Raw genomic sequence first — 14,250 nt, forward strand, 5'->3', positions numbered from 1 at the left:
AAGTCATGAACTATCGTCGTGGATCAGGAGTGAAGCTGGCGAGTGTCGCGGCGGCGACTGCGATGGCCCTGTGCTGCTCGCAGGCATTTGCACAGGCGTGCGAGAAGCTCGCTGCCGGGTCGATCGGACCATCGGGTATCGTCGGGCAGGGACCGAACGGCGAGAAGGCGGCGGCGGTCGATGCCGTCAAGCTGACGGACGCCGAGGCCACGAAGGTCAAGGCCGGCAAGTTCAAGGTCGGCATTTCGATGCAGACGATGAACCTCGACTGGTCGCAGTTGCAGGTGCAGGGCATCACCGACACGCTGAAGAAATACGGCGTGGAAGTGATCGGCACGGCGTCGGCCGAGTATCAGGTCGACAAGCAGATCGCCGACATCGAAAACACGATCCAGCGCCATCCGGACGGCATCATCTCGATTCCGGTCGACGGCACGGCAACGGCTGCGACCTACAAGAAAGTTTCGCAGGCGGGCATCAAACTCGTGTTCATGGATAACGTGCCGACGGGCCTGAAGCATCCGGAGCAGTACGCGGCGATGGTCTCGGCGGACAGCGAGGGCAACGGCCAGATCGCGGCGAAGGTGCTCGCCTCGTGCGTGCCGAAGGGCGGCACGGTCGGGCTCGTGAACTTTGGCGTCGACTATTTCAGCACGACGGAGCGCACGAAGGCCGTCAACGACTGGATGAAGAAAAATCGTCCCGACATCAAGATCAAGCAGGTCGCTTTCACGGACCCGTCGAAGGTCGGCCAGATCGCGGGTGACTTCCTCACCGCCAATCCGGACGTCAAGGGTGTGTTCGCCGTGTGGGACCAGCCCGCGCTCGACACGCTGACGTCGATGCGCGCACAGGGCCTCAATACGCCGATGACGACGGTCGACCTCGGGCTCGAATCGGCCATCGAAATTGCTAAGGGCGGACCGCTCAAGGCGACGGGTTCGCAGCGTCCGTACGATCAGGGCGTCGCAGAAGCGATGGCGATGATGAAGGCGCTGATCGGCCAGACGCCGCCGGCGTGGATCGGCGTGCAATCGCTGCCGGTCGTGCAGTCGAACGTGCTCGAATCGTACAAGACCGTGTTCAAGAAAGATCCGCCGCCTCAACTCGCGGATGCCTGCAAGAAGGCCGCGCCCGCTTGCGGTTGATGGTCCGAAGACGCTTTAGCACGTCAGCGTGAACGCGAAGCCTTCGGGCTTCGCGCAAATGATCGTAGAATGGCTCACGCCCTCGTCGAAGGCGCGATCATCGACATAACGGTTCGGGAGACGGCATCATGCGGCGTCGCCATGCAGCAGGACTGATCTTGGCTCTTTGCGTTGCCGCCTCGCTCGTCGGATGCGGTGGCTCCGACCATCACGATGCCTACACGGGCGCGCCTAAGATCGTCATCGATTCCGACTTCAACACGATGGGCGACGACGGCCAGCTCTTCGCGATGACGACGCAACTCATGGCGCAAGGCAAGGTGAACCTGCTGGGCTTGTGCGTGGTGACCGGCAACGACTGGTTGCTGCAAGAAGAGGCGGACGCGCTCAAGGCCGTAGAACGCATGGGCGTGCAGGACAAGGTCGGCGTCTATGCGGGCGCGAATTATCCGCTGCAATACGATGTCGCGAGCATCCGCGCGCAGCAGGCCGCCAACCCCAACGGATATTTCGGTGCGTGGATGCGTCCGGAGCCGACGCAGCAATCGCAACTCACACCGCCGCCGGATGGTTTCGCGACATCGACGCAATTGAAGAGCGAAACCGCGGCCGACTTCATGATCGATACGATCAAGCGCTATCCGAACCAGGTGACGATCATCGAAGTCGGGCCGCCGACGAATCTCGCGACCGCAGTGAAGAAGGCACCGGAAATCGTGCCGCTCATCAAGCAGATCGTCTATATGGGCGGCGCGATGAAGGTTCCGGGCAACGCGAACGCCGTCGGAGAACTGAACTGGTGGTTCGATCCGCTCGCCGTGCGCACGCTGTTGCAGACCTCGATCCCGCAGGCCGTCATTCCGCTCGACGTCACCAATACCGTGCCGTTGACCGAGACCATCTTTAACCAGATCGTCAATCCGCCGACCGGGCAGACGGCCGTGACGAAGGCCTATGCGAGTGCGAACGCGGGCGCATTCGCGTCGAATACCGACCTCTACGATACGCTCACCATCGCTTACTTCACCGACCCTACCTACGCGACGCAAACGCAGAGCGCGTACCTCGATATCGACACGACAGCCGGCGAGAATCAAGGTCATGTGTCGGTGTATCCGGATGCGCCGCCTGCGGGTGCTTCACCGCAGAAAATCACCTACGTGACGCAGTTCGATAACGACCGGTTCTTCAAGCTCTATGTGGACTTGCTGACGCGGCCGGTGCCGGTCAAGTTCCAGTGAACGTGCCCCGGCGACTCGAGCAACAAACAAACGCCGCTTAGCTTTGAATGTTTTGCTCGCAATCGTCCCAGTATCGCAACGGGTCGCGGTGATGCGGAAAGTGCGAGTTGAGCCACGCCGACAGCTTGGTCCACTCCGGATGGTTGGTTCCCGTTTGAGCGGACCAGTTCGACGACCTCGCAAGGATTTGACCGTTCGCGCGATCGCGGACGACCAAGCTGCCGAGTCCGCTTGAACTGTTCGCCTGCGACTCCACCAGATAGCGCGGCAGGATCCTGAGTTCGGCATCCGCGGCCCACCCATGTACGGCGCGGACCACGCCGGTCGAATCCCGCACCTCGATGGGACCGCTTTCGGGGCGGACGGCTTTCCATCCTTCGGGAAACTCCGTGACGACCTCCTTCTTTTCCTCCCTCACCCACCTCACGCGCCATGCCCGCACCATCGCGTCGCGCATGCGCGACACCGACTCATAGCCGGCAGGCAACTCGATCGCCATCGGAAGCGTAATGAGGTTGTCCTTCCAGAGTCTGGATTCGTCGTCGACGCGCTCGACCACGTCGAACGCTCCTGCTTCGAATGGGTTCTCGGGCCGGCTCGATGCTTTCGAGGTCCCGCCGGACGGCAGACCTTCGAAAAGGCGCTCGGCATCCTGACGGGTCAGCTTGGTCTTTCCTTTCTTCATGGGTCTCTCTGCAGCACGGTTGTTCGCTAAAGTTCAGGCGTCAATCCTTCAAACGCGCGTTTGAAGTCGCTCACGATCCTATTCTGCGCTATTTGACTGATGATGCAACCGCCTATCGCGACGGCGATGCCTCGCATGGCAAGGGTCGATAGGGCTGGCTATACTTTGCTGCTTTCCGCATCCGGCCAACGCACGCAGGAACACTCGAACATGATCGATCTACGCAGCGATACCGTCACCCGCCCGACCCCTGCCATGCTTGCTTCGATGACGTCCGCGCCCACGGGCGACGACGTCTGGGGCGACGATCCGACCGTCTTGCGGCTGCAAGCCGCGATGGCGGAGCGCACCGGCAAGGAGGCCGCCCTCTTCTTCCCGAGCGGCACGCAAAGCAACCTTGCCGCGCTGATGGCCCATTGCGGGCGCGGCGATGAATACATCGTCGGCCAGCAAGCGCACACCTACAAGTACGAAGGCGGTGGCGCGGCCGTGCTCGGCAGCATCCAGCCGCAGCCGATCGACAATGCCCCCGACGGTTCGCTGCCGCTCGCGAAGATCGAATCGGCGATCAAGCCAATCGACGATCATTTCGCCCGCACGCGCCTGCTTGCACTGGAAAACACCATAGGAGGCAAGGTGCTCCCGGCGGAATACGTATCGGAGGCGGTCGGACTTGCGCGAAGCCGCGGTCTTGCCACTCACCTCGACGGCGCTCGCGCGTTTAACGCGGCGGTCGCGTCGGGGCAACCGATCGCAGCGCTGTGCGCGCCATTCGATTCGATCTCGATCTGCTTTTCCAAGGGACTCGGCGCGCCGGTCGGGTCGGTGCTGGTCGGCAGCAAGGCGCTGATCGACAGTGCACATCGCTGGCGCAAGGTACTGGGCGGCGGCATGCGGCAGTCCGGCGTGCTCGCGGCGGCGTGCCTGTATGCGCTCGAAAACAATGTCGAGCGTCTCGCCGACGATCACGCGAACGCTGCGCATCTTGCGCAAGCGCTCGCGCAGATCGAACAGGTCAAGGTGACTTCGCACGCGACCAACATGGTCTTCGCCGAATTTCCGGCCGAACATTGTGCACCGCTCGAAGCGTGGCTCAAGGAGCGCGGGATTCTCACGCAAATGCTCTACGCATCGCGTTTCGTGACCCACCTCGACCTCACGCGCGCGGACATCGACACCTTCGTGGCGTCAGTGAAGCAATACTTCGCGCGCTGAACCTGCCCGAGCGCGCGACGGGTTTCTCATGTCGCGCCTTCGTTGCTTACTGACCCGCTACGTGCGCATTGAGATACGCCACGTAGCCATTCTGCGTCTTGAGGATTTTCTCGGCGCACTCGTTATAGTCCGAGCCTTTCTCGTTGTCCGGCTTGTACATGCCGCGACACTGCGCAAAGAGCGTGAGCGTCGCGCCCGCGCCCTTGGCGACACGCGTCGCCGAGAAGGCGGCCTTGCCCGAACCGGAAGGCACGTCGGTGTCGATTGCAACTGCGTCCGCGCGCGTGACCGGTGTGTCGGAATGCTCCTGAATATAGCGCTTGGTCAGCGCCCAGGCGGCGTCGCAATTCGCCGGATTGCAGTCGACTGCCGCGTTGCGTTGGGCAGCGACAAGGCTGGATTCGTTGTGGATGTATTCCTGAGCTTGTTGATTCTGCTTCTCGGTGGACGAGCAGCCCGCGATTGCGAGCGCAACGAGTGTAAAGGCGGTGATCCGTTTCACGAGTAGAACTTTCCTGGTCACGTTTGAGCGCGATTATAGCCGTGCGCCCGAAGCGTTCGCAGATTCGCACAGGGCGCAGGAAGCGCAGGCTGACTGCCTCGCATTGTCCGTTTCCGCCGCATACTGTTGCTGGCGACACATCCGCCATGCGCGCCACCCGGCGCGTATCCCGCAAGGAGGACACCCACTCATGAATGAAAACGCCGATCTGCTCAGCCGCTGTGCTGTCGAATTGCGTCGCATGATCGGGGCGAAGGAGATCTCGCCGGTGGAGCTGCTCGACGCCTGCATCGCGCGCATCGAGGCCATCAACCCCGCCGTGAACGCCGTGACGGCCACCTGTTTCGACGAGGCTCGACAAGCCGCGAAGGCCGCCGAGCGCGCGGTATCGGACGGCGAGCCGCTCGGCCTGCTGCACGGGCTACCGCTCGGCGTGAAGGATCTCGAAGACACGGCGGGCCTTCTGACCACTTACGGAACGCCGATGTCGCGCGGCAACGTGCCTTCCCGCGACGTCGCGCTGGTCGAGCGCCTGCGCGCGGCCGGCGCGATTCTCGTGGCGAAGACGAACGTGCCCGAACTCGGCGCCGGCGCCAACACGCGCAACGTGGTGTGGGGCGCGACCGGCAATCCGTTCAATCCGGAACTGAACGCGGGCGGCTCGTCGGGCGGATCGGCGGTGGCGCTCGCCTGCGACATGCTGCCCGTCTGCACCGGCTCGGACACGGGCGGGTCGCTGCGCATTCCGGCATCGAAATGCGGCGTGGTGGGCTTCCGGCCGTCGGCGGGACTCGTGCCGAATTCTGGCCGCCTGCTCGGATGGTCGCCGCTCTCGGTCGTCGGTCCGATGGGACGCACGGTCGCCGAAGCCGCGTTGCAACTCGCCGCGACCGCCGGCCTCTCGACGGCCGATCCGCTTTCCTACGAAGTCGAACCGCTTTCGTTCGCGATACCCGCACCGCTCGATCTGTCGTCGCTGCGCGTGGGCTATACCGAAGACTTCGGCAGTTGCGACGTCGACGACGCGATCCGCGCGACCTTCCGATCGCGCATCGCCGCGATTGCACCGATGGTCCGCTCGTGCGAGGAAGCGGCGTTCGACCTCGGCGACGTGCATCGCTGCTTCGACGTGATCCGCGCGGAGAGTTTCGTCGCGGGCCTGCGCGATGTTTACGCCCGCGACCCCGACGCGCTCGGCCCGAACACGCGCGCCAACTACGAGATGGGCGCGAAGATGTCGCTCGCGGACAGCGCCTGGGCGCAAGCGGAGCAGACGCGCATTTTCCGGCGCTTCCAGCGCGCGTTCGAACGCTACGACGTGATTCTTTCGCCGACCACGCCGGTCTCGCCGTTCCCGTGGCAGGAACTCTACGCGGCGCAGATCAACGGCCGCGCGCAGGAGAACTATTACCGCTGGCTCGCGCTCACGTATGTCGTCACGCTGACGACGCATCCCGCGCTCTCGCTGCCATGCGGCGTCGATCAGGCGGGCATGCCGTTCGGCTTGCAGATCGTCGGGCCGTTTCATGGCGACCGCAAGACGCTCGCGGTCGCGCACGCGTTCGAGCAGGCGTTTGACGCCGTGCCGGCGCTGCGCCGCCCGCGCCCCGACCTCTCGACGCTCACGCAGCCGACGCCATCGCTGAAGTCGATCGTCACTGCGCCGCCCATCCTCGATGCCACCGGCGAAAATCACGCCGGGACATCGGCGGATTGAGTCAGGCCGCAATAAAAGCGCTGACCGCAGCGACGCGGCCGTTATCCCCGCAATCGGGTGGCTCGCCTGCCCACCGGCTCCCGCCGATGGCGGGATAGCGATCCTCCCAAGCGCGGGTTTCCGCGCGCGCGATTTCCGGCCACAGTACAACCCATGCAGCGCGCGGCCGCTTCCGCACCGCGCACCTCAACAAGAAGCTGTGCTGCCAGCCGCATCCCCTTCCTCGCTTTCGGTCAGCGTCGACCTCGTCGGTGACGGCGCGTCGTCCCTCTTCCGCGAAGCGAACGCGAGCGTTCGACTCGCCACGTCCATGCATCGGCGAAAGCCGCTTCAACCCGCGCAGCCACGATGACGCCGCCACCCGGCGGCCAGTCAGGAGGAGCAGGAGTCATGTCGGACAGAACCGTGCATCACGCATCGCGCAATCGCGCTTTCCTGTGGGTGGATCTCACGCGGCAGCCGAGCGCGTCACTCAGCGATTCCCTCGACGGTGCCTTCGAACTGCGCCGCGTCCGTGAACCTCTGCACATCGTCAGCGCGATCAGCATCCACGCGCCGCCGTTCGTCTGCTTCGAGTTCGAAGCGTCCGGGGATTCCAGCGAGTCGGAGACGCGCGGCATCGAATCGCTGACGCGTGTGCGTCGTGAACATCCCACGCTGCCCGTGCTCGTCATCGCGGGGCCCGGTTCGATGATCGTCGCGTTGTGGGCGCTGCGCCTGCGGGTGTGGGACCTGCTCATCAAGCCGGTGGCGCACGACGAACTGAGCCAGAGAATCCTCACGCTTGCCTCGATGATTCCCGCAGGCCAGAACGGCATCGGGGATGTCGTCGAAGCGGCGTCCAGTCCGCTCACCCAGGACATCGCCCGGCGCACGTCGCCCGCGGTCGCCTACGTCGCCGCGCATTTCGATCGCAAGATCGCGCTCGAAGACGTCGCCGAACTGTGCCAGCTCAGCTCGTGGCAGTTTTGCAGGGCGTTTAGGAAGGAGCACGCGGTGAGCTTCGGCCAATACCTGCTGCGCTTCAGGATGGAGCGCGCGTGCGAGCGGCTCGCGATGCCGAACGCGCTCGTCAAACAGGTGGCCTACGCGGTGGGCTTTAACGATGTCTCGTACTTCACCCGTTCGTTCCGGCGCGAGTTCGGCGTGTGTCCGAGCGCCTATCAGATGACCGCGCGGTCCCGGTTCGAGTCTTGCGCCGAGACGTGTGAGGCGAGCGTCTGATGATGCGCGGCGCAAACCCGCGACGTAGCGCGAGCCGGCGTGGGCGGGATACGACTCATGCGTGGCGGATTTTCATGGCATGTCGCCCTTTCAAAACGGATGCCGACAACTAAACTGGTTTCATCCGGTTCCAGGTGACGCCACTTCCCCGCGCGCCGCCGCCACAGCAAGACCGCTGGAGACACCTCGATGAACCCCTCCCAGTACTCCGATTCCATCCGCGCCGAACTCGATTTATTAGACATGCTATCGGTCGGAAGCAAGGGGCCCGGTGTCAAGCGAGTCCAGGAATGGCTATCGCTGCATGGAATCGGGACCACCATCGACGGTGACTTCGGAACCGCCACCGCGCATGCCGTGAGTGGCTTCCAGACGGCGAAGGGCCTCGCCCCGAGCGGTGTCGTCGACCCGGCGACATGGGCCGCGCTCACGGCCCCGATGAGCGCCGCCTTGCAGAACGGCACGGCGCTCGACATGCCGCAGCGCGTGAAGGAAATCGCGAGCCGGCATCTGGGCGCGAAAGCGCGCGAGGTGGGCGGCGACAATTGCGGACCCTGGGTGCGTCTCTATACGGGCGGCCGCGAAGGCACGGAATGGAAATGGTGCGGCGGCTTCGTGAGCTTCGTGCTGAAGCAGGCGACGACCGAACTGCAAAAGACGATGCCGGTGTCCGGCTCGCTGTCGTGCGACAGCCTCGCCGCGCAGGGCGACAAGGCGAACCGGCTGATCAGCGGCGCGGACCTCGCCCCCAGCAACTGGACGAGCCTCGGCCCTGCGTTCATCTTCCTCGTCAAGCGCACGAGCAGCGACTGGTCGCACACGGGCCTCGGGTTCGGCGGATCGCCGGATCATTTCGACACCATCGAAGGCAACACCAACGACGACGGCAGCGCCAACGGCTACGAGGTCGCGGCGCGCGTTCGCTCGGCGAAGGACAAGGATTTCATCGTCATCCAGTAGCGGCGCGGCGCGACCTCGTCGAGGCTGCGCGCTGAAGGCATTGCCGTTCGACGCGCCGCACGCTTCGATTTTCGCAAGGCTCCTCGTTCAAATCATCGGAGTTGCGCCATGTCATGCATTCGACGAGGGCTTTACCTGCTGTTCGCGTCCCTGTTGCTGCTGATGGCCGGAACGTGTCTCGCGCAGCGCGCGAACGCTCCGCAAGCGGCGTCCGGTCCGCCGATCGTGATCGATCAGTCGATACTCAACGCCATGGTCGACGCGCACCGTGTCGACGGGCATCCCGACCAGGTCCAGTTGTCGCGCGACCAGATGCTGCACCTCCTGGGCGCCACGTCAGATGCCGAACGAAGCAGCGTGATGCGCTCGCTCATCATCGCGAGCTTCTCGTTCGTCGCCCTGAGCATCATCATCATGATGCTCGTGGTCGCGCTCGTGCGCTGGTCGTTCTGGAAAAACGCCGCGCAAGCCGGCCCGCAACGTTGGCGAACCTACCTGCTGCAATTGCCGCTCGGCGCGCCCGAGGGCAGCATCCGTGCGCTGCTCTCGCTGTTCGTGGTCGTGTTCGGCTTTCTCGTCATCGCGATGCAGGGCTATCTCGGGCTCGGCAATACCGAGGCGATCGCGGGCTTCGTCGGCTCGGTCATCACGTTCTACTTCACCTCGCGCAACAGCGAGCAGGCGCGCAAGGCGATCGTCCAGGCCCAGAGCGCGGCGGACACCACGGCAACCACCGTGGCGGGCGTCATCCAGAAGGCCACCGAAGCCGCGGCGACCACGCAGCGCGAGAACACCGACCGCCTGACCACGCTGACCCAATCCGTGGTCGACAATTCGAAGGAGAACGCCGCGATGGCGCTGCGCACGATCGCCGGCACGACCACGGGCGGTGTCGGCACGGCAGCGGCCGATGCGACGAACGCGCAGTCGCGACTCGCCACGGTGCGCGATCAGCTCACCGCGATCCAGCAGGTGGCGCACGGCGTGAGCGCCCTCGGCGTAGGCGGCGAGACGCTGCCGGCGGCGGCCGCCACCATTGCGGTCGTCGGCGACCTGCTCGGCAAGGTCCAGCCGCTCCTGAGCGGGAAGCCCGACGCGGCGAGCGTCGAAAGCGTCCTGCGGGACGTCGGCGCGAAGCTGCCCGCGCTGCAGGCGGCGGGACTGCCCGGCGCGGTGGCAGAATCGATCGAAGTGCTGCGTTCGGTCGCGTCGCCGATTCTCGCTGGCTTGCCCGGCGGCCCGATCGGCATCGCGGGCGGCGTGCTGGTGGCGGCCATCCGGCTCGCGGGCCGCCAGCGCGACCTGAACAACTTCAAGGCCGCGCTGCTGAGCAAACCTTTCGATGCAACGCTGCTGCCCGACGCGCCCGACGAAGCCACCGCCGCCGCGGCGTTCGCCATCTCCCCGATGATGCAGGCGCATTTCCCCGACGCCGACCCCGCGCTGAAGTTCAACCTGATGGCGCTCGCCGTGCGCAAGAACGACGACGGCTCGCGCCGCAACGCCGCCGACATCGCCGCGACGTGCAGCGACGACATCCGCAACAAGACGTCTGCCGTGCTGCCCGCGCGCAAGCCCGAGGCGGAGTTCACGTCGGTCGACGAACTGACCCACACCTTCGACGAGTATCTCGGCTCGCTCGTGCACCTCGCAGCGCTGCCCACGCTTCCCGGCGATGTCGCGCTGCCGCAGGTGGCCGGCGTGGCCGACACCGCGCAGGCGAACCTGAAGACCCTCGCCGATGCCGCGCGGCAACTTCTGCCCGACCCGAAGGCGGCGGCACAACTAGAGCGGCTCGTCTATCTGGGCGAAGCGCTCGGCAAACTGCCGATCGACAAGGAGCAGGCGGTGGGTCTCGTCACGGACGCGCTGGCCGTCGTCGCACGGACCGCGCTCGTCCAGACCAAACCCGAGGAGTCGGAATGAGCGCGAAAACACTAGCCTGTACCGCCGCGCTCGTCTGGCTCGCGGCGTGTTCCGGCGGCAGCCCGCCGTTCGTCCAGAACCCGTCCGTCACGCAACTCGACAGGATGGAGAAAGCGAACCAGAGCGCCAGGCAGACAGGCGAGCGCGCGCCGCTCAGATCGATGGCGGCGGAACGGATCGACTGCACCTCGCGCGCCGACGCGGTCTGCGAGCGCCTGTTCGGACTGCGCGCGAACGCCTGCGCGCAACTGACGAACACCGGCGACGCGCCGAAAGACGCGGCCGCCCGCCAGTGCGCGGTGTCCGACTACGAGCAGGCGATCCGGCTCCTGCCCGATCCGCCGATGGACACGGACCGCACGGCGCTGCTCGCCGGTCTCGCCGATGCGCTGAAGTCCATGCGTCCCTTTGCGAGCCCCGCGAACGCCGCCGCGCTGCAATCGCACTTCGACGACACGCTCGGGAAGCTCCAGGCCCAGCCCGACGGCCAGCCGTATGCCGCTTACTTCCGCGCCGACGCGGACGCCACGCGCGCGATGAACGGCCTCGTCGCGCCGGCGCAGGTCTGTCCGACGCTGACCGGCGCGCGCAACCGGCTCGCGACGACTCGCAACGCGAGCGCGGAACTGTCGGCGCGCATCGAGCGCCTCTCGAAGTCGATCGACACGTTCTCTGCCGCAAAAGGATGCACATGATGCCGACCTTCACGAGAAATCTCTGGCTGACTTCGCCGATGATGCGCGGCGCCGACGTGGCGCAGGCGCAGGCGCAACTGATCAGGCTCGGCTACAAGCTCACGAGCGACGGCATGTTCGGACGCGGCACGAGCGACGCCGTGGTCGACTTCCAGACGCACAACCCGGCGCTCATCGCCGACGGCGTGCTGGGCCGTCAGAGCTGGGCGCTCCTCTTCGGCGAAACCACGCCGGTGCTGCCGGACCGCGCCGCCGGCGACATCCTGACGCCCGAGCAGATCGGCAAGCTGACCCAGCAGCATCGGCAGTTTTCGTCGAGCGATCCGTGGCGGATCGGCCGCGACGGCGTGTTCGTGCACGACGAGGCGGCCGCCGTCTGCACGCCTGCCGACGAGACCCAGGTCCGCAACGTGTTCAACGCGCAGAAGGCCGCGCTTGCGACGATCCTGAGCAAGGTGCCCGTGCCGATCGAGTTGATCGTCGCGTGCATCTGCGCCGAAAGCGGCGGCAAGGTACGCGCCGAGCGCCGCGAGCCCGGTTGCAGCACGATCGATCCTGCACTTACGCCGGGGCGCGTGTCGGTGGGCCTGATGCAGACGCTGCTCAGCACCGCGCGCGATTCGCTGCGTCGTCCGCAACTGAGTCTCGACGACCTGCGCGATCCGCTCGTCTCGATCGAAGCCGGTGCGACCTATATCTGGCGCCAGGCGCGTCTCACGGGCTTCGACCCGCCGCTCGTCGCGGCCGCGTACAACGCCGGCGGCGTACGCTTCAACGACAATCGCGCCAACCGCTGGCGACTCGTCCAGTATCCGATCGGGACGTCGGCGCACGTCGACCGCTTCGTCGCGGCGTTCAATGCCGCCATGCGTCTCGACGACATAGCGACGCTGAACGCATCGCTCAACAATCGCCTGCCCAGCTTCAGAAACTTTCTTTCCGCAGCTTGAGCCGGGTGGCGCAGCATCGCCAGTCGGTTGCCGATATCACGCACACTGCCCGCAGCCTTGGGAGAAACAATGGACGCAGCGCTCGATTTGATGTGGAGCAAGTACCGCGGCTGGGCCACGCGAGCCCGGACTATCCGGAGCGATCTCGATCGCTGGCGGCTTCGCACGCTGGCGTTGACCGTGATCGGCGCCGTCCTCGCGACGTTGGCCTCGCAGTTGCCCGGAAGGATTCCCGACCTGAAAGTGGTCGCGCAGTTCCTGAGCGCCGCGAGTGCCGTCGCGATGGCGCTCGCGGCCTGGGCCGCAAGCTCGATGCTCGACTCGAAAGTCGAGAAGGACTGGATTCGCGCCCGCGCGCTCGCGGAGCGGGCGAAGTCCGAGGCGTATCGCTATGCCACGCGCGTGCCGCCCTACGACGGTGCCGACGCCAGTCAGAAATTGTTCGACAAGGTTAAAGAGTTGATGGCCGAAGGCGAGGATTTGCCCGCGATCGAGCCCGAGGGCGCGGATGCCAGCAAAGGCCGGCCCGGCAGTCCGCTTTCCGTGCAGGATTACATCACCAACCGGCTCGAGGAACAGATCAACTGGTTCGCACCGAAGGCCGCCATGAACGAGCGCAATGCGGCCCGTTGCACACGGGCGGTACAGGTATTGAGCGCTATCGCGGCGGGGCTGGGCGCGCTGGGAGCGGTGTTCGCGGGCGCCGGCATCGAGGTCTGGGTGGCGACGCTCAGCACGATCACGACGGCGATCGGCACCTACGCCCTGGCCGAGCGTTATCAGCGCCTGGCGGCGACCTACCGCCTTGCCGCCGACCGTCTCAAGCTGCGCCTGACAGAATGGCAGATCCTCAAGCAAGGACAACCCGCCAATGCAGCAGCGGACAACGCCCTGATCCTGGATAGCGAGGGGCTCATGAACGGCGAGAACGACGCCTGGGTCGCCGACTTCCTGAAGCGCACGGCCACGCCCGCAGGCGGAAACGCGGCCCCATGAACCGGACTGCGCCGCCGCAGCGCCGGTGACGTCACATCGAAGCAGCGTGTGAAACGGAGATCGCCGGACCGTCGAAGCGTTCGATCAGAAAGTCGATGAACGCCCTCGCCCGCGCGGACTGATTCCGCCGGTTGGCGTAATAGACGAACAGGTCCGCAGACGGCAGGACGAATGCCGGCAGCACGATTCGCAACCGGCCGCTCTCCACATACTTCGCGAGATCCCATTCGGATCGAACCAGGATGCCGTGCCCGTCGAGCGCCCAGCCGAGGACGATATCGCCGTCGTTGCTCGACAGCATGCCGCGCACCTTCACTGTCTCGATGCGGCCGTCGTGCGTGAAACGCCAGATGCCGTGGGCGTCATCGTTCTGACGGTGAATGATGCACTGGTGCCCCGCGAGGTCGGCGAGACTCGCCGGCGTGCCATGCCGTTCAAGATAGCGCGGCGACGCGCACAGGAACCGGCGGTTCGTCATCACGCGCCGCGCGTTGAGCCGCTTGTCCGGCAGCGAGCCGAAACGAATCGCCAGATCGACGCCGCTCTCGACGAGATCGACAGGCCGATCCGTGACGTCGAGCTGCACCTCCACATGCGGATTGCGCCTGGCGAATTCCGACACCAGCGGCGCGATCGTGGTCCGTCCGAACCCGAGCGTGGCGTTCACCCGCAGCAGCCCTCTCGGCACGGACCGGCTCGACGAAACGGCGTCCTCCATCTCCCGGATCTCGGCCAGAATCCGCGTCGCGTAATGCAGGTAGGTCTCGCCTTCCGTGGTCAGGCTGATACTGCGGGTCGTCCTGTTCACGAGCCTCGTGCCCAGCCGCGCCTCCAGTTGAGCCAGGCGTTTGGTGGCGGCGGGCGGCGTCAGATCGAGTTCGCGGGCTGCGGCGGCGAGGTTGCCGTGCCGCGCCAGCAGCACGAAAAACTCAAGGTGGGAGGCAAGGTCAGTCTTCACTGAAAGTTAATAAAGAAGTGATTTCCGGTGAAT

The 14,250-nt window shown here is 65.5% G+C and carries 13 protein-coding genes; 10 read left to right on the forward strand and 3 right to left on the reverse strand.

The genetic code is table 11. The features are described from left to right. Positions 1-5 precede the first annotated feature (5 nt). Entirely contained in the window at positions 6-1,148 is a 1,143-nt protein-coding gene (locus AWB66_RS08275; protein WP_087629806.1) for a substrate-binding domain-containing protein, read from the forward strand. 128 nt (positions 1,149-1,276) lie between these two features. Further along, the gene (locus AWB66_RS08280; RefSeq protein ID WP_087629807.1) at positions 1,277-2,389 is read left to right on the forward strand and encodes a nucleoside hydrolase; all 1,113 of its coding nucleotides are present in this window, start codon (positions 1,277-1,279) and stop codon (positions 2,387-2,389) included. 37 nt (positions 2,390-2,426) lie between these two features. Here the strand turns inward: AWB66_RS08280 and AWB66_RS08285 are convergent, their stop codons facing one another. After that, positions 2,427-3,074 carry a hypothetical protein gene (locus AWB66_RS08285; RefSeq protein ID WP_087629808.1) on the reverse strand — a complete coding sequence of 216 codons (648 nt, stop codon included), beginning with the start codon at positions 3,072-3,074 and terminating at the stop codon, positions 2,427-2,429. A gap of 210 nt (positions 3,075-3,284) precedes the next feature. Here AWB66_RS08285 and ltaE point away from each other — a divergent pair, with 210 nt between their 5' ends. Continuing rightward, the gene (gene ltaE / locus AWB66_RS08290) at positions 3,285-4,289 is read left to right on the forward strand and encodes a low-specificity L-threonine aldolase (protein ID WP_087630002.1); all 1,005 of its coding nucleotides are present in this window, start codon (positions 3,285-3,287) and stop codon (positions 4,287-4,289) included. Between the two features lie 46 nt (positions 4,290-4,335). On the opposite strand, the gene AWB66_RS08295 is transcribed toward ltaE, so the two are convergent. Continuing rightward, on the reverse strand, positions 4,336-4,791 hold the full coding sequence (locus AWB66_RS08295) for a hypothetical protein (RefSeq protein WP_087629809.1): 456 nt from the start codon (positions 4,789-4,791) through the stop codon (positions 4,336-4,338). 190 nt (positions 4,792-4,981) lie between these two features. On the opposite strand from AWB66_RS08295, the gene AWB66_RS08300 reads away from it, so the two are divergent. The 7 genes from AWB66_RS08300 to AWB66_RS08330 all read left to right on the forward strand — a co-directional run bounded on the left by AWB66_RS08300 (position 4,982) and on the right by AWB66_RS08330 (position 13,259). Next, positions 4,982-6,508, forward strand: a complete 1,527-nt coding sequence (locus AWB66_RS08300) for an amidase (RefSeq protein WP_087629810.1) — start codon at positions 4,982-4,984, stop codon at positions 6,506-6,508. Positions 6,509-6,898: 390 nt separating this feature from the next. Beyond that, the gene (locus AWB66_RS08305) at positions 6,899-7,732 is read left to right on the forward strand and encodes a helix-turn-helix transcriptional regulator (protein WP_087629811.1); all 834 of its coding nucleotides are present in this window, start codon (positions 6,899-6,901) and stop codon (positions 7,730-7,732) included. Positions 7,733-7,921: 189 nt separating this feature from the next. After that, positions 7,922-8,692 carry a peptidoglycan-binding domain-containing protein gene (locus AWB66_RS08310; protein ID WP_087629812.1) on the forward strand — a complete coding sequence of 257 codons (771 nt, stop codon included), beginning with the start codon at positions 7,922-7,924 and terminating at the stop codon, positions 8,690-8,692. 108 nt (positions 8,693-8,800) lie between these two features. Next, positions 8,801-10,618, forward strand: a complete 1,818-nt coding sequence (locus AWB66_RS08315; protein ID WP_125469683.1) for a hypothetical protein — start codon at positions 8,801-8,803, stop codon at positions 10,616-10,618. Next, positions 10,615-11,313 (forward strand): hypothetical protein, encoded by a 699-nt coding sequence (locus AWB66_RS08320; protein ID WP_087629814.1) that lies wholly within the window; start codon positions 10,615-10,617, stop codon positions 11,311-11,313. The genes AWB66_RS08315 and AWB66_RS08320 overlap by 4 nt, the downstream gene beginning before the upstream one ends. Next, positions 11,310-12,263: a transglycosylase SLT domain-containing protein gene (locus AWB66_RS08325; RefSeq protein WP_159462892.1), complete on the forward strand. Its 954-nt coding sequence runs from the start codon at positions 11,310-11,312 to the stop codon at positions 12,261-12,263. The genes AWB66_RS08320 and AWB66_RS08325 overlap by 4 nt, the downstream gene beginning before the upstream one ends. Positions 12,264-12,332: 69 nt before the next feature. Beyond that, a complete protein-coding gene (locus AWB66_RS08330; RefSeq protein WP_087629816.1) occupies positions 12,333-13,259 on the forward strand; it encodes a DUF4231 domain-containing protein in 927 nt (308 codons plus the stop codon). A 31-nt stretch (positions 13,260-13,290) separates the two neighbouring features. Here the strand turns inward: AWB66_RS08330 and AWB66_RS08335 are convergent, their stop codons facing one another. Further along, positions 13,291-14,217 carry a LysR family transcriptional regulator gene (locus tag AWB66_RS08335; RefSeq protein WP_087629817.1) on the reverse strand — a complete coding sequence of 309 codons (927 nt, stop codon included), beginning with the start codon at positions 14,215-14,217 and terminating at the stop codon, positions 13,291-13,293. Between the last annotated feature and the right edge of the window lie 33 nt (positions 14,218-14,250).

Source organism: Caballeronia telluris (assembly GCF_001544495.1).
In the GTDB taxonomy this organism is placed as follows: domain Bacteria; phylum Pseudomonadota; class Gammaproteobacteria; order Burkholderiales; family Burkholderiaceae; genus Caballeronia; species Caballeronia telluris.